This is a genomic window from Pseudomonas sp. Pse79, assembly GCF_024519615.1.
GTDB lineage: Bacteria > Pseudomonadota > Gammaproteobacteria > Pseudomonadales > Pseudomonadaceae > Aquipseudomonas > Aquipseudomonas veronii.
This window is the reverse complement of the sequence record NZ_JALJRR010000019.1, coordinates 20,502-41,291: the sequence shown is the minus strand read 5'-3', so window position 1 is coordinate 41,291 and position 20,790 is coordinate 20,502. Positions and strand designations below refer to the sequence as shown.

Here is a 20,790-nt window from a genome sequence, read left to right as displayed (position 1 = left end):
CATCAACTCCTAACGCTTGTGGCCTGTGTCGAGCTTATGTTCCAAATGAATGGAATAGCGCGACATACCAAAACAGAAAATCCAGAACACCAGGGCGGCGAACACGTAGCCTTCAGTGGCCATGCCCAACCATTTCGGGTCGGCGGCGGCTTGCTTGACGCTGTTGAGCAGGTCGAACAAACCGATGATGATCACCAGGCTGGTGTCCTTGAACAGCGCGATAAACGTGTTGACGATGCCGGGGATCACCATCTTCAGGGCTTGCGGCAGAATCACCAGGCCCATGCTGCGCCAGTAACCCAGGCCCATCGCCGCGGCCGCTTCGTACTGACCTTTGGGAATCGCCTGCAAGCCACCGCGCACCACTTCCGCCACGTAGGCCGACTGGAACAGGATCACGCCGATCAACGCCCGCAGCAGCTTGTCGATGCCCATGCCTTCGGGCAGGAACAACGGCAGCATCACCGAGGACATGAACAGCACCGTGATCAACGGCACGCCGCGCCAGAATTCGATGAAGGTCACGCAGACCACACGAATCGCCGGCATGTTCGAACGCCGCCCCAGCGCCAGCACAATCCCCAGCGGCAAGGCACCGGCGATGCCGACGGTGGCGATGACCAGGGTCAGCATCAGGCCGCCCCATTGGCTGGTGGCCACGCTGGTCAGGCCGAAAATGCCGCCGCGCAACAGGAAGAAGGCAATGATCGGGTACAACACCAGAAAGCCCAGGCCGTAGATCGCCTTGCGTGGAAAACGCGAGATGAACAACGGCGCCACGCCCACGATGGCCAACCACACGGTCAGGTCTACGCGCCAGCGCAGGTCGCCGGGGTAGTAGCCGTACATGAACTGCCCGAAGCGCTGTTGGATAAACACCCAGCAGGCGCCTTCTTTGGTGCAGTCGGCGCGAGTGGTGCCGACCCAGTTGGCGTCGAGGATGGCCCAGTGCAGGATCGGCGGCACGACCAGGTAGATCAGGTAAAACGCCAACAAGGTCAGCAGGGTGTTGAGCCAGCTGGAAAACAGGTTGGCGCGCATCCATGCCATCGGCCCGAAGACTTTGCTCGGCGGTGGCATATCAGGTTTGAACGTATGCGAACTCATGCTCGTTTCCTCACCGCTCGATCAGCGCAATGCGCTTGTTGTACCAGTTCATCAGCAGGGAAATGCTGATGCTGATCGCCAGGTACACGCTCATGGTGATGGCAATGACTTCGATGGCCTGGCCGGTCTGGTTGAGCACCGTGCCGGCAAACAGCGAAACCATTTCCGGGTAACCGATACCGGCGGCCAACGACGAGTTTTTCGCCAGGTTCAGGTATTGGCTGGTCAGCGGCGGAATGATCACCCGCAGGGCTTGCGGGATGATGACCTTGCGCAGCGTCGGCCCGGGGCGCAGGCCCAGGGAGCGTGCGGCTTCGGTCTGGCCGTGGCTGACGGACTTGATGCCCGAGCGCACGATCTCGGCGATAAACGCCGCGGTGTACACGGTCAGCGCCAGGGTCAGCGCCAACAGTTCAGGGATCAGCACCCAGCCGCCGACGAAGTTGAAGCCTTGCAGCTTGGGCATTTCCCAGTGCAACGGCGCGCCGAAGACCAAGGCGCACAATGCCGGGATCACGATGAACAGCGCCAGACCCGCCCAGAACTTGTGGAAGGGAACACCGGTCGCTTCAAAGCGCTTGTTGGCCCAGCGGGTCATCAGCACGACGGCCACGATGGCCACGACCACGCTGACCACGAACGGCCAGAACCCGTCGGCGGCCAGCGCGGCCGGCATGTTCAGGCCACGGCTGCTGACGAAGAACGTGTCGCCGAAGTTATGGCTGTTGCGCGGCCCCGGCATGGTCAGGAACACCGCGAAGTACCAGAACAGGATTTGCAGCAACGGCGGGATGTTGCGGAACACTTCCACGTACACCGTCGCCAGCTTGTTGATCATCCAGTTGGGCGACAAGCGGGCCACGCCGATGATGAACCCGAGCAGGGTCGCCAGGACCACGCCGATCACGGTCACCAGCAAGGTATTGAGCAGCCCGATCACAAACACCCGGGCATAGCTGTCCGATTCGGTGTAGTCGATCAGGTGCTGCGCGATGCCGAAGCCGGCACTGCGCTCAAGAAAGTCGAAGCCCGAGGTAATGCCCCGGTGTTGAAGGTTGGTCTGGGTATTGTTGAAGAGGTACCAGCCCAGCGAGACCACCGCCACAATCGTGATGATCTGGAAGAGCCACGCACGCACTTTGGGATCGCTGAAGCTGAGCTTCTGCTTTGGTGCGCCGATTTTATTTTGCATGAAGTGCCCCGGAAAGAATGGAACAGAACATCACCCGGCGGTTGGCCCACCGGGTGATAGAACCATCAGCGATCAGCGCACAGGGGGTGCGTATTGAATGCCGCCGTTGTTCCACAGCGCGTTCAGGCCACGGTCGATTTCCAGTGGCGTGCTCTTGCCGAGGTTTTTCTCGAACACTTCACCGTAGTTGCCGACCTGCTTGACGATCTGTACGACCCAGTCTTTCTTCACTTTCAGGTCTTTGCCGTATTCGCCGTCGGCACCGAGCAGACGCGCAACGTCCGGGTTCTTGGTGGACTTGGCTTCAGCTTCGACGTTTTTGGAAGTGATACCGGCTTCTTCCGCGTTGAGCATGGCGTAGCCAACCCAGCGCACGATGGCCAGCCACTCGTCGTCGCCATTACGCACGACCGGGCCCAGCGGTTCCTTGGAAATGGTTTCCGGCAGAACCACGTAGTCTTTCGGCGAGGCCAACTTGCTGCGCTGGGCGAACAGTTGGGACTTGTCGGAGGTCAGTACGTCGCAACGCCCGGACTCCAGCGACTTGGCGCTTTCGTCGGAGGTGTCGAAGGTGATCGGGGTGTATTTCAGACCGTTGCCACGGAAGTAGTCGGAAACGTTCAGCTCGGTGGTGGTACCGGCCTGGATGCAGATGGTTGCACCGTCCAGTTCCTTGGCACTTTTAACGCCCAGCTTGTTGTTTACCAGAAAGCCGATGCCGTCGTAGTAAGTGATGAAGCCGGGGAATTTCAGGCCCATGCCCGCATCGCGGGAGCTGGTCATGGTGGTGTTACGGGACAGAATGTCGACTTCGCCGGATTGAAGCGCGGTGAAACGCTCCTTGGCGTTCAACTGGCTGAATTTGACCTTGGTCGCGTCGCCAAACACAGCAGCGGCTACCGCGCGGCAGAAGTCAGCGTCGATCCCGAGGATCTTGCCGCTGGCATCCGGTACCGAGAAACCCGGCAAGCCGTCACTCACGCCACATTGCACAAAACCTTTCTTCTGCACGGCGTCCAGGGTGGCGCCGGCTTGGGCGAAACCACTGACACCCAATACAGCGGCCGCGGAAACGATGGCCAGGGTGGATTTCAATACCTTCATTCAAACCTCCAGTTGCTCTTGTTGTGTCGGAGCTAGAACCTCAGCGCACCCTTATGAGGCGATATCGACCCGTGTTGGCTTTTATTAGGGTCAAGCAGCATGAGGCAGTCGCAGTAATTCCAGTTGCTATCCCACAAACGGCAGTCACTGATAGTGTTACCGTCCCAGGAAAGATCTGACATCGACCTACACATAGCAAAGCGCGTACCAGAGTGGCTGCTGAGTCGATTCAGCCCAAGGTCAATGGCAAAAGATTCAACCTTGCGACATTCTCGTAACAGATCAAACTATTGCGCACCGTTCCGTCGCACCCAATCGGAGCGCACGCACATTAATGGAGCAGACATGAGCAACCCCTTGATTCTTCAGCCCACCAAGCCTGCAGACGCCTGCGTAATCTGGCTGCATGGCCTGGGTGCCGATCGCTACGACTTCCAGCCGGTGGCCCAAGCGCTGCAGGAAAACCTGCTGACCACCCGCTTCGTCCTGCCTCAAGCACCGACCCGCCCGGTGACCATCAACGGCGGCTATGAGATGCCCAGTTGGTACGACATCAGGGCGATGAGCCCGGCGCGGTCCATCAGCCTGGAAGAGCTGAAAGAGTCGGCCAAAATGGTCACGGATTTGATCAAGGAACAAAAAAGCAGCGGAATAGACGCCTCGCGGATTTTCCTGGCGGGTTTCTCCCAGGGTGGCGCCGTGGTGTACCACACCGCTTTCCATAAATGGCAAGGCGCCTTGGGTGGCGTAATTGCCCTCTCCACTTATGCGCCGACCTTCGACGACGAGCTGGAATTATCCGCCAGTCAGCAGCGCATTCCGGTCCTTTGCCTGCATGGCCAGTACGACGAGGTGGTGCAGAACGCAATGGGACGCAGCGCTTACGAGCACTTGAAGACCCGTGGTGTCACCGTGACATGGCAGGAATACCCAATGGGTCACGAAGTGTTACCTGAAGAGATCAGCGATATCGGTACGTGGTTGGCCGAACGACTGCGCTGAACACCGCCGTTTATTTAGCCACATGACAGACGCACTACGCCGCGCCCGATTCTTGCATTACACTGGCCGGCGTATATTCCTTAACCAATTAATGAGATCACCGTGCTCAAAGCACTCAAGAAGATGTTCGGCAAAAGCGAGGCTGAGCCGCTCGCGCCAGTTCCCAGTGCTCCCGTCCCGACACCCGGCAGCCGCCACGACGGTAAACAGCCTGGCCTGGCCGCGCCTGTGACCGCGCCGAAACCGCTCGAGGTGACGCCAACCGAACCGCCGAAACCGGCCGAAGCCGCTGCGGCAACCGCGCCTGCGCCTGCGCCAAAAGCCGCACGCCGTGAACGCGCGCCCAAGCCGCCCGTCACGCCGTGGAAACTCGAAGATTTCGTCGTCGAACCCCAGGAAGGCAAAACCCGCTTCCACGATTTCAAGCTCGCACCGGAACTGATGCACGCCATCCAGGACCTGGGCTTCCCGTACTGCACACCGATCCAGGCGCAGGTGCTGGGCTTCACCCTGGCCGGCAAAGACGCCATCGGCCGCGCCCAGACCGGCACCGGCAAGACCGCCGCGTTCCTGATCTCGATCATCACCCAACTGCTGCAAACGCCGCCGCCGAAAGAACGCTACATGGGTGAGCCGCGCGCGCTGATCATCGCCCCGACCCGCGAGCTGGTGGTGCAGATCGCCAAGGACGCCGCCGACCTGACCAAGTACACCGGCCTCAACGTCATGACGTTTGTCGGTGGCATGGACTTCGACAAGCAGCTCAAGCACCTCGAAGCGCGTCACTGCGACATCCTGGTCGCCACTCCGGGCCGCCTGCTCGACTTCAACCAACGCGGCGACGTACACCTGGACATGGTCGAAGTGATGGTGCTGGACGAAGCCGACCGCATGCTCGACATGGGTTTTATCCCGCAAGTACGCCAGATCATTCGCCAGACTCCGCCGAAAAACGAGCGTCAGACCCTGCTGTTCTCCGCGACCTTCACCGAAGACGTGATGAACCTCGCCAAGCAGTGGACCACCGAGCCGTCCATCGTCGAGATCGAGGCGCTGAACGTCGCCAGCGAAAACGTCGAGCAACACATCTACGCCGTGGCCGGTGCCGACAAGTACAAGCTGCTCTACAACCTGATCAACGACAACGGTTGGGAGCGCGTGATGGTGTTTGCCAACCGCAAGGACGAAGTGCGCCGTATCGAAGAGCGCCTGGTGCGCGATGGCGTCAACGCCGCGCAACTGTCGGGCGACGTGCCGCAGCACAAGCGCATCAAGACCCTGGAAGGCTTTCGCGAAGGCAAGATCCGCGTGCTGGTGGCCACCGACGTGGCCGGGCGCGGGATTCACATCGACGGCATCAGCCATGTGATCAACTTCACCCTGCCCGAAATGCCCGACGACTACGTACACCGTATTGGCCGCACCGGCCGTGCCGGGGCAGCGGGTGTGTCGATCAGCTTTGCCGGGGAGGATGACTCGTATCAGTTGCCGTCGATCGAGACGCTGCTGGGCCGCAAGATCAGCTGCGAGACACCGCCGACGCACTTGCTCCGGGCTGTAGAACGCAAACGCCCGTAAGCTCAAATGCGGTCAAACATGTGGGAGGGGGCTTGCCCCCGATAGCGGAGTGTCAGTCGCAGAATTTGCCAACTGACCCACTGCTATCGGGGGCAAGCCCCCTCCCACATTTGATTTCAGCTGATTTTGAGGGATGTGTTCGGCTGGCTACTTCCAGCGATCCGCTGCGGCGTGGTCGCTGTCGCGCCCGTCCACCCAACGCGCACCTTCGCTGGTGCTTTCTTTCTTCCAGAACGGCGCACGGGTCTTCAGGTAGTCCATCACAAACGCGCAGGCATCAAACGCAGCCTGACGATGCGCGCTAGCAGCGGCGACGAAGACGATGGGCTCACCCGGTTCCAGCGCGCCGATGCGGTGCAGCACTTCCAGCTTGAGCAGCGGCCAGCGTTGTTCGGCTTCCACGGCGATCTTGGCCAGGGCCTTTTCGGTCATGCCGGGGTAATGCTCCAGGAACATCCCCGCCACGTCGTGGCCGTCATTGAAGTCGCGGACATAGCCGACAAAACTCACCACCGCGCCAACGCCGACATTGGCGGCGTGCATCGCGTTGACTTCGGCGCCGGGGTCAAACGGCGCGGGCTGCACACGGATGGCCATGCTCAGCCTCCGGTCACGGGTGGGAAGAAGGCGACTTCATCACCGGCTTCGAGCGGCTCGTCGACGCTGCACATTTCCTGATTGCGCGCGCACATCAAGCTGGTCTCGTTGAGCACGTCAAAGCCCGGATCGCCGACCAATGCCTGGCGCACCGCGTCGACGGTGGCGAAGTCGCCTTCCATCTCCAGGGAATCCAGGCCGATCGTTTCGCCGTAGCGGGCAAAAAACAGTACGTTGATGCTCATGCCTGGTCCGCCTTGAAATGCCCGCTTTTACCGCCGAGCTTTTCCAGCAGGCGGATGTTTTCGATGGTCATGCCGCGGTCCACGGCCTTGCACATGTCGTAGATGGTCAACGCAGCGACACTGGCGGCCGTCAGCGCTTCCATCTCTACGCCGGTCTGGCCCGAGAGTTTGCAGCGCGCCACGATGTGCACGGAGTCTATGCCCTCGGCGCTCAGTTCGACCTTGACGCCGGTCAACATCAGCGGATGGCACAAGGGGATCAAATCACTGGTTTTTTTCGCCGCCTGGATCCCGGCGATACGGGCCACGGCAAACACATCGCCCTTGGGATGGGCACCATCGACAATCATTTTCAGTGTCTCGGGCAGCATACGCACCCGCGCTTCAGCCACCGCCTCTCGGAACGTCACGGACTTGTCGGTGACGTCGACCATATGGGCGCGACCTTGGGAATCGAGATGAGTCAGCACAGGGATACTCCTGATCAGGAGCGTCGATTGTAAACCCTGTAGGAGCGAGCTTGCTCGCGAAAAACCAAAGAACAACGCGGGGCTCCAGAGACCCCGCGTTATCGTAGACACTCTTCGCGAGCAAGCTCGCTCCTACATGGACCGCGTTTACAAGTGAGATTCGGCGTATTCGGCCAGGATCGAACGTGGAACTCCCTGCAGCGCGATATGCACGCCGTTCGGGAAGTCTTTGAAGCGTTCCGTCAGGTAAGTCAGCCCGGAGCTGGTCGCGGACAGGTAAGGGGTGTCGATCTGCGCCAGGTTGCCCAGGCACACCACTTTGGAACCGGCGCCGGCACGGGTGATGATGGTTTTCATCTGGTGCGGCGTGAGGTTCTGGCACTCATCGATCAAAATCAGGCTCTGCTGGAAGCTGCGACCTCGGATGTAATTGAGGGATTTGAACTGCAACGGCACTTTGCTGAGGATGTAGTCGACGCTGCCATGGGTGTTTTCGTCATCCATGTGCAAGGCTTCGAGGTTGTCGGTGATCGCCCCCAGCCACGGCTCCATTTTTTCCGCTTCGGTGCCGGGCAGGAAACCGATTTCCTGGTCCAGGCCCTGCACGCTGCGGGTGGCGATGATGCGGCGATAGCGTTTGGTCACCATGGTCTGTTCGATGGCGGCCGCCAGAGCCAGGATGGTTTTGCCCGAGCCGGCGGCACCGGTCAGGTTGACCAGATGGATGTCCGGGTCGAGCAGCGCATACAGCGCCAGGCTCTGGTAGATATCACGCGGTTTCAGGCCCCAGGCTTCCTGGTGCAACAGGGGTTCCTGATGCAGGTCGAGGATCAGCAGCCTGTCGACCTGGATCTCTTTGATCCAGCCCACGAAGCCCTGTTCGTCGATGATGAACTCGTTGACGTGTACCGCCGGCAGGTTGTCGATCAGTTGCACCTGGTGCCAGGTGCGACCGTGGTCCTGACGGGTTTCGACCTTGCTGACGCGGTCCCAGAACGAGCCGGTCATGGTGTGATAACCACGGGACAGCATCGACACGTCGTCGACCAGTTGGTCGGTACTGTAGTCCTCGGCAGCGATCCCACACGCTCGTGCCTTGAGGCGCATATTGATGTCTTTGGTCACCAGCACCACGCGCATGTCCTTGTCACGAGCGTGCAGGTCGATCAATTGGTTGATGATTTTGTTGTCGTTGAGGTTTTCCGGCAGCAGGCTGTTGGGCTCGCTGCGCTTGCTCATCAAAATCGACAACAAACCCTTGGGCCCGCTTTTGCCGCGCTGGATCGGCACGCCGACTTCGACGTCCTCGGGTGACGCTTCACCCAGGGTTTTGTCGATCAGGCGGATGGCCTGGCGACATTCGGCGGCCACGCTGTGATGCCCGCTTTTGAGTTTGTCGAGTTCCTCCAACACGATCATCGGGATGGCGACGTGGTGTTCTTCGAAGTTAAGCAGAGCGTTCGGATCGTGGATCAGTACGTTGGTATCAAGCACATAAAGGATTGGCTGGTCGGAAGAAGGGTTACGTCCATGATCATCCATACTCGGTCACCTTTGTGGGAGCCAGTCGACGCAATACCACAACAGTGCTGCGCCTCGATTCGACCACCGACTGCACCTTGCGTGACGTCAAGTGCAGTGCCCACATGAGGAGTCTTGGAAGACGCCACCTGTGTTGCAGGTTTCGGCGATCTGACTTCGTAATACCGCAAAACCCATGACAGGAAAAAGCACTTTGACGTTTTTTTGAAGTTTATTTTTCAGGATGACGAATAGCACTAGCCGAGTGCCAGCTACCCCGTTAAAGTCGGAAGTCGGCCCGCATCGAAATATCGTACAAAATCACCCCGAAAATGCCGCATCCCCAACGGGAGCGGGCACTTCAGCCTCTTCAGCGAAACGCCTCCCGGCAGTCCTGCCAACCCAGCCCGCTTTGCGCCGTTGCCTGCAATACCATCGGTAATGCGACCCGCGCCTTGTCCTGGGTGTCGTGAAACACAATCACCCCTTTGCGCCACAACAACATCAATGTCAGCACCCGCTGCGCCGACTCATCGGCCTTGAGCTTGCCTGGCTCGTCCTGGGAGTCGATATCCCACAACGCCACCTGCAAACCCTGGGACTGGAAGAAACCCTGGCTGTCCGCGCGGCGCTGGCCGTAGGGTGGACGGAACAGCGGCACGTAGTTTTCCGGCATCAGGTTCTGCGCCAGCGCGGCGCTGCGGATGATCGAACTTTGCCAGTCGACCCAATGGCTGTGGGAACGGTACTGCCAACCTTGAGTGCCTACGCACTGCCCCTGATACAGCGCCTGCACATCCGCGACGGAACTGCGCTCCACACGGTTTTGCAGGCTGCTGCCGAGGGCGAAGAACGTGGCGTTCATCTTCTGCTTGCGCAGGTAATCGGTGAGCCAGTCGGTATTGCCGCTGACCGGTGCAGGGCCGCCGTCGAAGGTCAGCAGGAACAGGCGGTCGTTGAATTCGTCGCCATTGCGCTCATGGTCACCGAAACGTGCGATTTCGCTGCTGATCTGCGGGAACAGCGCGGCTTTGCGCAGCAGCTCGTCCAGGTAACGCTCGTGGAAATTGTGGCTTGGGCCGACCCAGCCTATATAGAAGGAGTTGTCACTGACCTCGAACTTGCCGGCCTGCTCGCGCAGGTCGTCCATGTTTTCTACCAGGTAGCAGAACGACGCGTCCTCCTCGCAGCTTTCCTGGGCAGCGGTGTAATTCTCCAGAAGGCGCCGCCAGAGCTGGCGACGCAGATCGTCGATGGCCGCCAGGTTGATGATCTTCAGGCCCAGGCGCTGTTTGAGCGCCGCTTCATCCAGGGCTTCGCTGCCGATCAGGCTGCGGGCGAACATCAATATTTCAGCGCGCGAGGCCACGTCGAACAGCGCAGGGCTGCTGAGTTTTTCCGGCCAGACGCCGCGATCCAGGCTGGCCACGTCCACCGGCGCCGCGTGGGCGTTCAGGCAAAACAGGCACGCCGACAATAAAAGCGCTATTCGCACACAGGGTCTCCCTCTCCAGAATCACCGGCCATCATAACGGATCGCGCCTATCGCCATCATAGGTGGAGTCAAAGTGCCCAACCCCCTAGAATCCCGCCCACGTTACAAGCACGATTACAGGAGCCAACTTCATGCTGATGGTGATTTCCCCCGCCAAGACCCTAGACTTCGAGTCCAGGCCTGCGACCCAGCGCTTTACCCAGCCGCAGTACCTGGACCATTCCCAGGAGTTGATCGAGCAACTGCGCCACCTGAGCCCGGCGCAGATCAGCGAATTGATGCATGTGTCCGACAAGATCGGCGGCCTCAACGCCGCGCGCTTCGGCAGCTGGACCCCGGCGTTCACACCGGCCAACGCCAAGCAGGCGTTGCTGGCGTTCAAGGGCGACGTGTACACCGGTCTTAACGCCGACACCTTCAGCGACGCCGACTTCAGCTACGCCCAGGACCACCTGCGCATGCTCTCGGGCCTGTACGGCCTGCTGCGCCCCCTGGACCTGATGATGCCGTACCGCCTGGAGATGGGTACCAAGCTGGCCAACGCCCGCGGCAAGGACCTGTACGCCTTCTGGGGCACCCGGATCAGCGAGTGGCTCAACCAAGCCCTGGCCGAACAAGGCGATGACGTGCTGCTCAACCTCGCATCCAACGAGTACTTCTCGGCGGTCAAGCGCACGGCGCTGAATGCGCGGATCGTCAATACCGAGTTCAAGGACCTGAAGAACGGCCAGTACAAGATCATCAGCTTCTACGCGAAAAAGGCCCGGGGCATGATGAGCCGCTTCGTGATCGAAGAGCGTATTAACGACCCGGCCCAGCTCAAGCAGTTCGATGTGCAGGGTTATCGCTTCAATGCCGAGCAGTCCAAGCCGGACAACCTGGTGTTCCTGCGCGATCACGCACCGGAATAAGGCCCTGCTCCGCCCTCATAGACGCTAAAGATCAAATGTGGCAGGGGGCTTGCCCCCGATGGGGGGGGATCAGTCATACATGGATAGACTGACACACCGCCATCGGGGGCAAGCCCCCTCCCACATTTTTGTCTGCATTTCACAGCGGGAATCGTCAATTGTTTGGCGTCAAAAAATATCCTGACGCATCTCTAACAAATATTTCACTCGACATTCGTCATTTTTTTTCGTAGTGGCACCACTTTTTTAAATGACTAGTGGCACAAAACTATTCCCGCGCGCCAACTCCCCGTAACTACTGGCCCAAATAGCAAGTGCTATCAATATAGTACCAGTGCCATCTTTGCTGATATTTCAAGAAATTTCCGGAAACAGGATGAGCGGCCAGGAACTTAGCCCTAAAGCACCGCTCATACCACCGGTAACGGAATTCTCTGCTTCTGTAAGAGATGACTTACATGGCGACCAACGGAAGTAGCAAAGTTGTCACATTAAACTTTGACTCTGGGCTCATATTACCAACCGATTAGTTAAGAGCGGCGATAAGGATCGATTGCCACACACTATAAGGCCAAGGCCGTGCTTACCCCAATGGGTCAGTGCTACAACCCAAGGCATTGATAATTATAGGCTTACAGCCTTTTATCAAGGCCCTGTTGCACTGGCGCCAGGCCCTTCTCCCAGGAAGGCCGGCTGCATTTCAGGGCAAGCACCAATAACAAGGCCACGTTGCGCACAACTTGAGTGCAATCATTAGTCACTCGTTATTCAACATGCCTGCACGCGGCAAGTCGGCGTCTATTCGCCTAACTTTCGCGGCATCAGTGACGCTTGCAAACATGAACTCCGGCCATTTAATGGCATGATTTAATACAGAGGTAAATGCGATGCGTATCAGCATATTTGGTTTGGGTTACGTTGGCGCAGTCTGTGCCGGTTGCCTGTCTGCCCGCGGCCATGAAGTGGTCGGCGTAGACATCTCCAAGGAAAAGATCGACCTGATCAACGCAGGCAAATCGCCGATCGTTGAACCGGGCCTGGGCGAGCTGCTGAGCCAGGGTATCGAGACCGGACGACTGCGCGGTACGACCGACTTCGCCGAAGCCATCCGCGCTACCGACCTGTCGATGATTTGCGTCGGTACGCCGAGCAAGAAAAACGGCGACCTGGAACTCAACTACATCGAATCGGTATGCCGCGAGATCGGCTTTGTCCTGCGTGACAAGACCACCCGCCACACCATCGTCGTGCGCAGCACCGTATTGCCGGGTACCGTGGCCAATGTGGTGATCCCGATCCTCGAAGACTGCTCCGGCAAGAAAGCCGGCGTCGACTTCGGCGTTGCGGTCAACCCGGAGTTCCTGCGTGAATCCACCGCCATCGCCGACTACGACCTGCCACCGATGACCGTCATCGGCGAATTCGACAAAGCCTCCGGTGATGTCCTGCAATCGCTGTACGAAGAACTCGACGCGCCGATCATCCGCAAGGACATCGCCGTTGCCGAAATGATCAAGTACACCTGCAACGTGTGGCACGCCACCAAGGTGACCTTCGCCAACGAGATCGGCAACATCGCCAAGGCCGTCGGCGTCGACGGGCGCGAAGTGATGGAAGTGGTCTGCCAGGACAAGACCCTCAACCTGTCCCAGTACTACATGCGCCCGGGCTTCGCGTTCGGCGGCTCGTGCCTGCCCAAAGACGTGCGCGCCCTGACCTACCGCGCCGGCTCGCTGGACGTGGAAGCGCCGCTGCTCAACTCGCTGATGCGCAGCAACGAATCCCAGGTGCAGAACGCCTTCGACATCGTCGCCGGCCACGACAAACGCAAAGTCGCCCTGCTGGGCCTGAGCTTCAAGGCCGGCACCGATGACCTGCGCGAAAGCCCCCTGGTGGAGCTGGCGGAAATGCTGATCGGCAAGGGTTACGACCTGAGCATCTACGACAGCAACGTCGAGTACGCCCGTGTCCACGGCGCGAACAAGGACTACATCGAAGGCAAGATCCCGCACGTGTCGTCCCTGCTCAACTCGGACTTCGACGATGTGATCAACAACTGCGACGTGATCATCCTCGGCAACCGTGACGAGAAGTTCCGGGCCTTGGCCCATAACGCACCGCACGGCAAGCAAGTGGTCGACCTGGTGGGCTTCATGTCCAAGGCCACCAGTGTGAGCGGCCGTACCGAAGGTATTTGCTGGTAACAGCAACCGCAAGTTTCGGGCTGCCGGCGTCCTGATCCCCAGCGCTTGCAGCTCGAAACCTCCTTCACCTGCGGATGACGCCTATGTCCAAGTTAAAACACGTACTGCTCCAATCCGCCGGCTGGCTGTTCTTCTTGAGCCTGCTGATGGGACTCGCCCTGCTGTTGCCGGCGAGTACGTTCGACTCCGAGTCGAAGAATTTTATTTTCCTGATTGGCGCCGTCGGTATCTGGCGCTACTCGATGGGTGCGACGCATTTCTTTCGCGGCATGCTGTTCCTGTACGTGGTCTACCCCCACCTGCGGCGCAAAGTGCGCAAGTTGGGCAAGGCCGCGGACCCGTCCCATGTGTTCCTGATGGTCACCAGTTTCCGGATCGATGCGCTGACCACCGCGCAGGTCTATAGCTCGGTGATCCGCGAAGCGATCGAATGCGGCTTCCCCACCACCGTGGTCTGCTCGCTGGTGGAAATGTCCGATGAACTGCTGGTGAAAAGCCTGTGGGAACGCATGAACCCGCCGGGCCATGTGAAGCTCGACTTCGTGCGTATCGCCGGCACCGGCAAGCGCGACGGCCTGGCCTTCGGTTTCCGCGCCATCTCCCGCCACTTGCCGGATGACCGCGCCGTGGTTGCAGTGATCGATGGCGACACCGTGCTCGCCGAAGGCGTCGTGCGCAAAACCGTGCCGTGGTTCCAGCTGTTCGGCAATGTCGGCGGCCTGACCACCAACGAGTTCTGCGAAGTGCGCGGCGGCTACATCATGAGCGAATGGCACAAACTGCGCTTCGCCCAGCGCCACATCAACATGTGCTCGATGGCCCTGTCCAAGCGCGTGTTGACCATGACCGGGCGCATGTCGGTGTTCCGCGCCAGCGTGGTCACCGACCCGGGCTTTATCGCCGATGTGGAAAGCGACTCGCTGCAACACTGGCGCCTGGGCCGCTTCAAGTTTTTGACCGGCGACGACAAGTCCAGCTGGTTCAGCCTGATGCGCCTGGGCTACGACACCTTCTACGTACCGGATGCCGCAATCAACACCGTGGAGCACCCGCCGGAAAAGAGCTTTATCAAAGCCAGCCGCAAGCTGATGTTCCGCTGGTACGGCAACAACCTGCGCCAGAACTCCCGCGCCCTGGGCCTGGGTGTACGTCGCCTCGGCCTGTTCACCAGCGTGGTGTTGTTCGACCAGCGCGTGTCGATGTGGACCTCGCTGCTCGGCCTGACCGTGGCGATCATCGCCACCTTCAAGTACGGCGGCGCGTTCATCCTCGCGTACCTGCTGTGGATCGGCATCACCCGCCTGATCCTGACCGTGCTGCTGTCGTGCTCCGGGCACAGGATCGGCCCGGCGTACCCGGTGATTCTCTATTACAACCAGATCATGGGCGCGCTGGTGAAGATCTACGTGTTCTTCCGCCTCGATCAACAGTCCTGGACCCGCCAGGACACCAAACTGACCCGCGATTTGGCCAGCTTTCAACGTTGGTTCAACACCTGGTCGTCTCGGACCATGACCTTCTCCGCCGGCAGCATTTTCGTCGCCGTGTTGCTGATGATGGTCTGACCCTGCCAAGCCTGAATTAACTCTAGGAAATTGTCCTGATGAACAGCCAAGTAAACGCCAACGTTGTCCACGAATCCGAAGCCCAACGCCAGCACGCCCGGGTCAAAATCCCGGCCAAGTTGCGCTTTTTCAACACTGACCGCACGCCGACCGAAGCGCGGGTCATCGACCTGTCCGCCGGCGGCCTGGCGTTCACCGCCACCCAGCCGCTGATCGTTGGCGAAGTGCACAAGGGGCGCCTGCAATTTGTCATCGACAACCTCGGCCTGGCGATGGATGTGGAGCTGCAGATTCGCTCCTACGACCGCCAGAGCGGGCGCACCGGTTGCCAGTTCCAGAACCTCGACGCGCAGGATATTTCCACGCTGCGTCACCTGATCACGTCGCACCTGTCGGGCGATATCGTGACCATGGGCGACGTACTCGCCACCCTGCAACGCGACAACTTCACCAAGGCGCGCAAGGTCAAGGACGGCGGCAGCAACATGAGCGTCTTCGGCCGCCTGCGCGCCGTGACGTTCAGCCTGGCGATCTTCCTGGTGGGCCTGGCGGCATTCGGTTTCGTCTTCAAATCGCTGTACGGCATGTACTTCGTCAGCCACGCCCAGGCCGGCCTGGTCAGCGTGCCCGGCATGAACGTGACCATGCCCCGCGACGGCACCGTGCAAAGCCTGCTCAAAGGCGACGCGGTGGCGGCCAAAGGCGCGCCGCTCGCGACCTTCAGCACCAGCATGCTCGACGTGCTCAAGGGCCACCTGGACGAAGACCAACTGCAACCGGCCAAGGTCGAAGAACTGTTCGGCAAGCAAATGACCGGCACCCTGACCTCGCCTTGCGACTGCATCGTGGCCCAGCAAATGGTGGCCGACGGTCAATACGCAAGCAAAGGCGACGTGATCTTCCAACTGGTGCCACGCGGCAGCCTGGCCAACGTGGAAGCACGCTTCTCCTACCGCCAGTTCGCTGACGTTCGCCCAGGTACCCCGGTGAACTTCCAGGTCGCCGACGAAGAACAGACCCGCACCGGCACCATCGTCAGCAGCACCAGCCTGAACAGCGCCGACCTGTCCTCCGACATCCGCGTGCAGATCAAGCCGGACGCACCGCTGGACAGCGCCTACGCCGGCCGCCCGGTGGAAGTCACCAGCGACCGTGGTCCATCGCTGAACTGGCTGATCGATAAAGCCATGGCTGCCGGACTGTAAGCGAGGACATGCCTGTGACGACTCTCCTGAAAACACCGCAATCCCTGTGGGAGCGGGCTTGCTCGCGATGGGATCAGTGCGGTTTGCCTGACGGACCGCACGGCCTGCATCGCGAGCAAGCCCGCTCCCACAAGGGTCCTGTCGCGTTGCTGGCCCTTGCGGTCAGCCTCGCCGGTTGCGCCGGTCTGCCCGACCAGCGCCTGGCCAACGAAGCCCTCAAGCGGGGCGACACGCTCACCGCGCAGCAGAATTACCAGCAACTGGCGACCCTGGGTTACAGCGAGGCCCAGGTGGGCCTGGCCGATATCCAGGTCGGCACACGCGACCCGGCGCAGATCAAGCAGGCCGAGGCCACTTACCGCGCCGCTGCGGATATTTCGCCGCGCGCCCAGGCCCGCCTGGGGCGCCTGCTGGTGGCCAAGCCCGGCGCCACCGAAGCCGAACACCATGAAGCCGAAGGCCTGCTGAAAAAAGCCTTTGCCAATGGCGAAGGCAACACCCTGATCCCGCTGGCGATGCTGTACCTGCAATACCCGCACAGCTTCCCCAACGTGAACGCCCAGCAGCAGATCAACAAATGGCAGGCCGCCGGTTACCCGGAAGCCGGTCTGGCCCAGGTGCTGCTGTATCGCACCCAGGACACCTACGACCAGCATCTGGATGATGTCGAGCGCATCTGCAAGGCCGCGCTGAACACCACCGACATCTGCTACGTCGAGCTGGCCACGGTCTACCAGAAAAAAGCCGAGCCAGAAAAACAGGCCGAACTGCTCAAGCAAATGGAAGCCGGCTACAGCAGCGGCACCGTCACCGCACAGCGCATCGACAGCGTGGCCCGCGTATTGGGCGACGCAACGCTGGGCAAGACCGACGAGAAAACCGCCCAGGCGCTGCTGGAAAAAATCGCCCCCGGCTACCCCGCATCCTGGGTCAGCCTGGCGCAATTGCTCTACGACTTCCCGGAACTGGGCGACGTCGACCAGATGATGAAGTACCTGGACAACGGCCGCGCCGCCGACCAGCCGCGCGCCGAGCTGTTGCTGGGCAAGCTCTACTACGATGGCAAGTGGGTGCCGGCGGACGCCAAGGCCGCCGAAGCGCATTTCGAGAAAGCCCTGGGCCGCGAAGTGGCCGCCGACTACTACCTCGGCCAGATCTACCGCCGTGGCTACCTGGGCAAGGTCTACTCGCAAAAAGCCCTGGACCACCTGCTGACTGCTGCGCGCAACGGCCAGAACAGCGCCGACTTCGCCATCGCGCAATTGTTTTCCCAAGGCAAGGGCACCAAGCCCGACCCATTGAACGCCTATGTCTTCAGCCAATTGGCTAAAGCCCAGGACACGCCAGAGGCCAATGACCTGGCCACGCAGCTCGAAGCCCCGCTGACGCCGGAACAACGCGCCGAAGGCCAACGCCTGGTGCAACAGGAACTGGCCGCGCGCGGCACCCTGGCCCAGAGCACGCTGCAACTGCACGCCCTGCAAGAAGAAGACGGCGAGGAATCCCTATGAAGCTCAATCCATTCGTGCAGGCCGGTATCGGCCTGACCTTCGCCCTGCTGTGGTCGTGCCCGACCCTGGCCGCGCTGACCGAAGCCAATAACTTCGGCCTGGAAGTCAAAGTCACCGGCCAGTCCGAAGACGACCGTGACCTCGGCACCCAAAAGGGTGGCGACGTCAACGGCATCGGCCTCGACCTGCGCCCGTGGATCTACGGCGAAAGCGGCAACTGGAGCGCCTACGCCATGGGCCAGGCCGTTGCCTCGAGCGACATCATCGAGACCGACACCCTGCAACAGTCGTCGAGTGACACCACCGAGCAGTCGAGCAACAGCGACCGCACAGCGAAGAAAAACTACCTGGCGCTGCGCGAGTTCTGGGTCGGCTACAGCGGCTTCACGCCCTACCCCGGCGAGCTCCTCAAGTTCGGCCGCCAGCGTCTGCGCAATGACGACGGCCAATGGCGCGACACCAACATCGAAGCGCTGAACTGGGCCTTCGACACCACCCTGCTCAAGGCCAACGTCGGCGCCGCCGAACGCTTCAGCGAATACCGCACCGACCTCAAGGAGCTGTCGCCCGACGAAAAAGACCGCCAGCACTTCTACGCCGACGCCGCCTACCAGTGGACGCCAGGCCAGTGGATCGGCCTGCGCGGGCACCACACCCATGACGCCGGCAAGCTCGATTATTCCGAACCGGGCATGCCCATCGACCCCTCGGACAAGCGCGAGAACGGCGACCTGACCTGGCTCGGCATCGAGGCCAACAGCGACGCCTACAACTGGCGCAACACCAACACCGTCAACTACTGGGCCAGCGTCACCGGCATGCAGGGCGACCGCGACACCGTCAACGCGTTGAACGCCGACGGCACCCGCCCGAGCAACGCCAAGCGCAGCGAAGACGTGAGCGGCTGGGCCACCGACCTGGGTATCCGCCTGCGCCTCGACCCGCAGTGGCAAGTGGGTGCGGCCTATGCCCGCGCCAGCGCCGAGTACGAACAGAACGGCCTGCAAAGCAACCGTTCGAACTTCACCGGCACCCAGTCCCGCCTGCATCGCTTCGGCGAAGCGTTCCGCGGCGAGATGAACAACATGCAGTCCATGAGCCTGTTCGGCTCCTGGCAGTTACGCGAGGACTACGACGCCAGCCTGGTGTACCACAAGTTCTGGCGCGTCGACGGCAACAAGCCGGTGGGCAGCAACGGCATCGACGCCGTGCAGAACAACACCGACGACGTGACCGGCGCGATCCTGTCCAGCACTTCCCTGCCCCTTGAAGACGGCAAGAAAGACCTGGGCCAGGAGATGGACCTGGTCGTCACCAAGTACTTCAAGAAAGGCCTGCTGCCGGCCGCGCTCAGCCAGTCGATCGACGAACCGTCGGCCCTGGTGCGCTTTCGTGCCGGCGTGTTCAAACCGGGCGACGCTTATGGCAGCCAGGTCGACTCGTACATGCATCGCGCCTTTGTCGACGTGATCTGGAAGTTCTGATGGGAGCCCGCGCAATGATTGCTCACCCCTTCACAGGCAGATGCTTGCTGGTGACCGCGATGCTGATGGCCAATGCCACAGCCTTCGCCGATACCGCGCAGCCGGTCAAGGCGCCGACCATCGCCAAAGAACTGCAACAGGCCAAGACCTACACCATTTCCAGCCCGCCGACCGCGCCGCTGGAAATGCCCAAGCCGGCCCTGCCGGACCTGTCGGGCTACACCGCCGCGGCGATGGAAAAGAAAATCGTCAGAACCAAGCCGGGCAAAATCAGCATCCGCCGCATGATGCAGGAAGACGCGCTGAAGGACTTCATCGGCGGCGACAACAAGATGGCCGAGTGGGTGGTGCGCCAGCACGGCATTCCCCAGGCGATCTTTATCGACGACGGCTACATGAACCTCAAGGACCTGCTGGGCAAAGTGCCCAAGCAGTACCTCAGCGAAACCTCGCCGGGCGTGTTCCTCGCCAAGTTGCCGATCGTGGTCGGGCGCAAGGGCATCCTCGACATCGACAAGCACACCAAAGAACTGCGCCTGTCCCAGGAGGCCGGTGCGTTCCTGATCAACGACGGCCAGCTGTTCGTGCGCGATACCAAGATCACCGGCTGGAAAGAAAAGGCCAACGGCCCGGCGACCTTCCAGTCGCCCCAGGAATTCCGCCCGTTCCTGCTGGCCTGGGGCGGCACCGAGACCTACATCGCCAACACCAAAATGGCCAGTTTCGGTTACGCCAACAGTAAGTCGTATGGGGTGAGTATTTCCCAGTACACGCCGAACATGGCCAAGGTGCTCAAGCGCCCTGAGCCGACCGGCTGGATCATCGATTCCGAGTTCTCGGACATGTGGTACGGCTTCTACTGCTACGAGACCGAAGGCTTCGTGATCAAGGGCAACACCTACAAAGACAACATTGTCTACGGCATTGACCCCCACGACCGTTCCCACGGCCTGATCATCGCGGACAACACCGTCTACGGCACCAAGAAGAAGCACGGCATCATCATTTCCCGGGAAGTGAACAACAGCTTCATCTTCAACAACCGCAGCTACGACAACAAGCTCTCGGGCCTGGTGATCGACCGTAACAGCGTGAACAACCTGATCGCCGACAACGAGATCTACCGCAACCACACCGACGGCATCACGCTCTATGAGAGCGGCGACAACCTGTTGTGGGGCAACAAGGTGATCGCCAACCGTCGCCACGGCATCCGCATACGCAACAGCGTCAACATCAAGCTGTACGAAAACACCTCGATGGCCAACGGGCTGACCGGCGTCTATGGCCACATCAAGGACCTGACCGACACCGACCGCGACATCGCCCTCGACCCGTTCGACACCAAGGTCTCGCTGATCGTGGTCGGCGGCGAACTGGCCGGTAACGGCAGCGGGCCGCTGTCGATCGACTCGCCGTTGAGTATCGAGCTGTACCGCGTGTCGATGCTGGCGCCGACCAAATCCAGCGGCATCAGCTTCTCCGGCGTGCTGGGCGATCGTCAGGAAGAAATTCTCGACCTGCTGGTACGCCAGCAGAAAGCCGTGCTGATCGACCCTGTCGAACGCCAGACCGAAATGCAGGACTGAGGATGACCCT

The 20,790-nt window shown here is 60.6% G+C and carries 17 protein-coding genes; 9 read left to right on the top strand and 8 right to left on the bottom strand.

Annotation, left to right across the window (positions count from 1 at the left end):
- Positions 1 to 9 precede the first annotated feature (9 nt).
- From NR164_RS21840 to NR164_RS21830, 3 genes are all read right to left on the bottom strand, one after another.
- Positions 10 to 1,107, bottom strand: a complete 1,098-nt coding sequence (locus tag NR164_RS21840; protein WP_017848652.1) for an amino acid ABC transporter permease — start codon at positions 1,105 to 1,107, stop codon at positions 10 to 12.
- A 10-nt stretch (positions 1,108 to 1,117) separates the two neighbouring features.
- A complete protein-coding gene (locus tag NR164_RS21835) occupies positions 1,118 to 2,299 on the bottom strand; it encodes an amino acid ABC transporter permease (protein ID WP_079442895.1) in 1,182 nt (393 codons plus the stop codon).
- 72 nt (positions 2,300 to 2,371) lie between these two features.
- Complete coding sequence (locus NR164_RS21830) at positions 2,372 to 3,403, bottom strand: amino acid ABC transporter substrate-binding protein (protein ID WP_010564018.1); 1,032 nt, start codon at positions 3,401 to 3,403, stop codon at positions 2,372 to 2,374.
- 345 nt (positions 3,404 to 3,748) lie between these two features.
- On the opposite strand from NR164_RS21830, the gene NR164_RS21825 reads away from it, so the two are divergent.
- Positions 3,749 to 4,405: an alpha/beta hydrolase gene (locus NR164_RS21825; protein ID WP_017848649.1), complete on the top strand. Its 657-nt coding sequence runs from the start codon at positions 3,749 to 3,751 to the stop codon at positions 4,403 to 4,405.
- 96 nt (positions 4,406 to 4,501) lie between these two features.
- Positions 4,502 to 5,983, top strand: coding sequence for an ATP-dependent RNA helicase RhlB (gene rhlB, locus NR164_RS21820; RefSeq protein WP_046488650.1), 1,482 nt, complete (start codon positions 4,502 to 4,504; stop codon positions 5,981 to 5,983).
- Between the two features lie 147 nt (positions 5,984 to 6,130).
- Here the strand turns inward: rhlB and moaE are convergent, their stop codons facing one another.
- From moaE to NR164_RS21795, 5 genes are all read right to left on the bottom strand, one after another.
- A complete protein-coding gene (gene moaE / locus NR164_RS21815) occupies positions 6,131 to 6,580 on the bottom strand; it encodes a molybdopterin synthase catalytic subunit MoaE (protein WP_017848647.1) in 450 nt (149 codons plus the stop codon).
- Positions 6,581 to 6,582: 2 nt separating this feature from the next.
- On the bottom strand, positions 6,583 to 6,825 hold the full coding sequence (locus NR164_RS21810; protein ID WP_046384622.1) for a MoaD/ThiS family protein: 243 nt from the start codon (positions 6,823 to 6,825) through the stop codon (positions 6,583 to 6,585).
- Positions 6,822 to 7,295 (bottom strand): cyclic pyranopterin monophosphate synthase MoaC, encoded by a 474-nt coding sequence (gene moaC / locus NR164_RS21805; protein WP_046384623.1) that lies wholly within the window; start codon positions 7,293 to 7,295, stop codon positions 6,822 to 6,824. The genes NR164_RS21810 and moaC overlap by 4 nt, the downstream gene beginning before the upstream one ends.
- A 147-nt stretch (positions 7,296 to 7,442) precedes the next feature.
- Positions 7,443 to 8,837 (bottom strand): PhoH family protein, encoded by a 1,395-nt coding sequence (locus NR164_RS21800; RefSeq protein ID WP_017848644.1) that lies wholly within the window; start codon positions 8,835 to 8,837, stop codon positions 7,443 to 7,445.
- Positions 8,838 to 9,186: 349 nt separating this feature from the next.
- Positions 9,187 to 10,311, bottom strand: coding sequence for a polysaccharide deacetylase family protein (locus tag NR164_RS21795; RefSeq protein WP_256823252.1), 1,125 nt, complete (start codon positions 10,309 to 10,311; stop codon positions 9,187 to 9,189).
- Between the two features lie 131 nt (positions 10,312 to 10,442).
- On the opposite strand from NR164_RS21795, the gene yaaA reads away from it, so the two are divergent.
- From yaaA to algG, 7 genes are all read left to right on the top strand, one after another.
- On the top strand, positions 10,443 to 11,222 hold the full coding sequence (gene yaaA / locus NR164_RS21790; RefSeq protein WP_046384625.1) for a peroxide stress protein YaaA: 780 nt from the start codon (positions 10,443 to 10,445) through the stop codon (positions 11,220 to 11,222).
- An 887-nt stretch (positions 11,223 to 12,109) separates the two neighbouring features.
- Positions 12,110 to 13,426 carry a nucleotide sugar dehydrogenase gene (locus tag NR164_RS21785; protein WP_046384626.1) on the top strand — a complete coding sequence of 439 codons (1,317 nt, stop codon included), beginning with the start codon at positions 12,110 to 12,112 and terminating at the stop codon, positions 13,424 to 13,426.
- An 83-nt stretch (positions 13,427 to 13,509) separates the two neighbouring features.
- Positions 13,510 to 14,991, top strand: a complete 1,482-nt coding sequence (gene alg8 / locus NR164_RS21780; RefSeq protein WP_017848640.1) for a mannuronan synthase — start codon at positions 13,510 to 13,512, stop codon at positions 14,989 to 14,991.
- 38 nt (positions 14,992 to 15,029) lie between these two features.
- On the top strand, positions 15,030 to 16,196 hold the full coding sequence (locus NR164_RS21775) for an alginate biosynthesis protein Alg44 (protein ID WP_017848639.1): 1,167 nt from the start codon (positions 15,030 to 15,032) through the stop codon (positions 16,194 to 16,196).
- Between the two features lie 8 nt (positions 16,197 to 16,204).
- Positions 16,205 to 17,707 (top strand): alginate biosynthesis TPR repeat lipoprotein AlgK, encoded by a 1,503-nt coding sequence (algK, locus tag NR164_RS21770; RefSeq protein WP_177031861.1) that lies wholly within the window; start codon positions 16,205 to 16,207, stop codon positions 17,705 to 17,707.
- Positions 17,704 to 19,191: an alginate export family protein gene (locus NR164_RS21765; protein ID WP_256823251.1), complete on the top strand. Its 1,488-nt coding sequence runs from the start codon at positions 17,704 to 17,706 to the stop codon at positions 19,189 to 19,191. The genes algK and NR164_RS21765 overlap by 4 nt, the downstream gene beginning before the upstream one ends.
- A complete protein-coding gene (gene algG, locus NR164_RS21760; protein WP_256823250.1) occupies positions 19,191 to 20,780 on the top strand; it encodes a mannuronan 5-epimerase AlgG in 1,590 nt (529 codons plus the stop codon). The genes NR164_RS21765 and algG overlap by 1 nt, the downstream gene beginning before the upstream one ends.
- Positions 20,781 to 20,790: the final 10 nt, after the last annotated feature.

Bases quoted from the DNA above. Each gene is read 5' to 3' on its own strand.
- NR164_RS21775 (WP_017848639.1), top strand. From the start codon at position 15,030: ATGAACAGCCAAGTAAACGCCAACGTTGTCCACGAATCCGAAGCCCAA.
- moaE (WP_017848647.1), bottom strand. From the start codon at position 6,580: ATGGCCATCCGTGTGCAGCCCGCGCCGTTTGACCCCGGCGCCGAAGTC.
- NR164_RS21810 (WP_046384622.1), bottom strand. From the start codon at position 6,825: ATGAGCATCAACGTACTGTTTTTTGCCCGCTACGGCGAAACGATCGGC.
- alg8 (WP_017848640.1), top strand. From the start codon at position 13,510: ATGTCCAAGTTAAAACACGTACTGCTCCAATCCGCCGGCTGGCTGTTC.
- NR164_RS21800 (WP_017848644.1), bottom strand. From the start codon at position 8,837: ATGGATGATCATGGACGTAACCCTTCTTCCGACCAGCCAATCCTTTAT.
- algG (WP_256823250.1), top strand. From the start codon at position 19,191: ATGGGAGCCCGCGCAATGATTGCTCACCCCTTCACAGGCAGATGCTTG.
- NR164_RS21765 (WP_256823251.1), top strand. From the start codon at position 17,704: ATGAAGCTCAATCCATTCGTGCAGGCCGGTATCGGCCTGACCTTCGCC.
- algK (WP_177031861.1), top strand. From the start codon at position 16,205: ATGCCTGTGACGACTCTCCTGAAAACACCGCAATCCCTGTGGGAGCGG.
- NR164_RS21825 (WP_017848649.1), top strand. From the start codon at position 3,749: ATGAGCAACCCCTTGATTCTTCAGCCCACCAAGCCTGCAGACGCCTGC.
- NR164_RS21835 (WP_079442895.1), bottom strand. From the start codon at position 2,299: ATGCAAAATAAAATCGGCGCACCAAAGCAGAAGCTCAGCTTCAGCGAT.
- NR164_RS21840 (WP_017848652.1), bottom strand. From the start codon at position 1,107: ATGAGTTCGCATACGTTCAAACCTGATATGCCACCGCCGAGCAAAGTC.
- NR164_RS21830 (WP_010564018.1), bottom strand. From the start codon at position 3,403: ATGAAGGTATTGAAATCCACCCTGGCCATCGTTTCCGCGGCCGCTGTA.
- yaaA (WP_046384625.1), top strand. From the start codon at position 10,443: ATGCTGATGGTGATTTCCCCCGCCAAGACCCTAGACTTCGAGTCCAGG.
- NR164_RS21785 (WP_046384626.1), top strand. From the start codon at position 12,110: ATGCGTATCAGCATATTTGGTTTGGGTTACGTTGGCGCAGTCTGTGCC.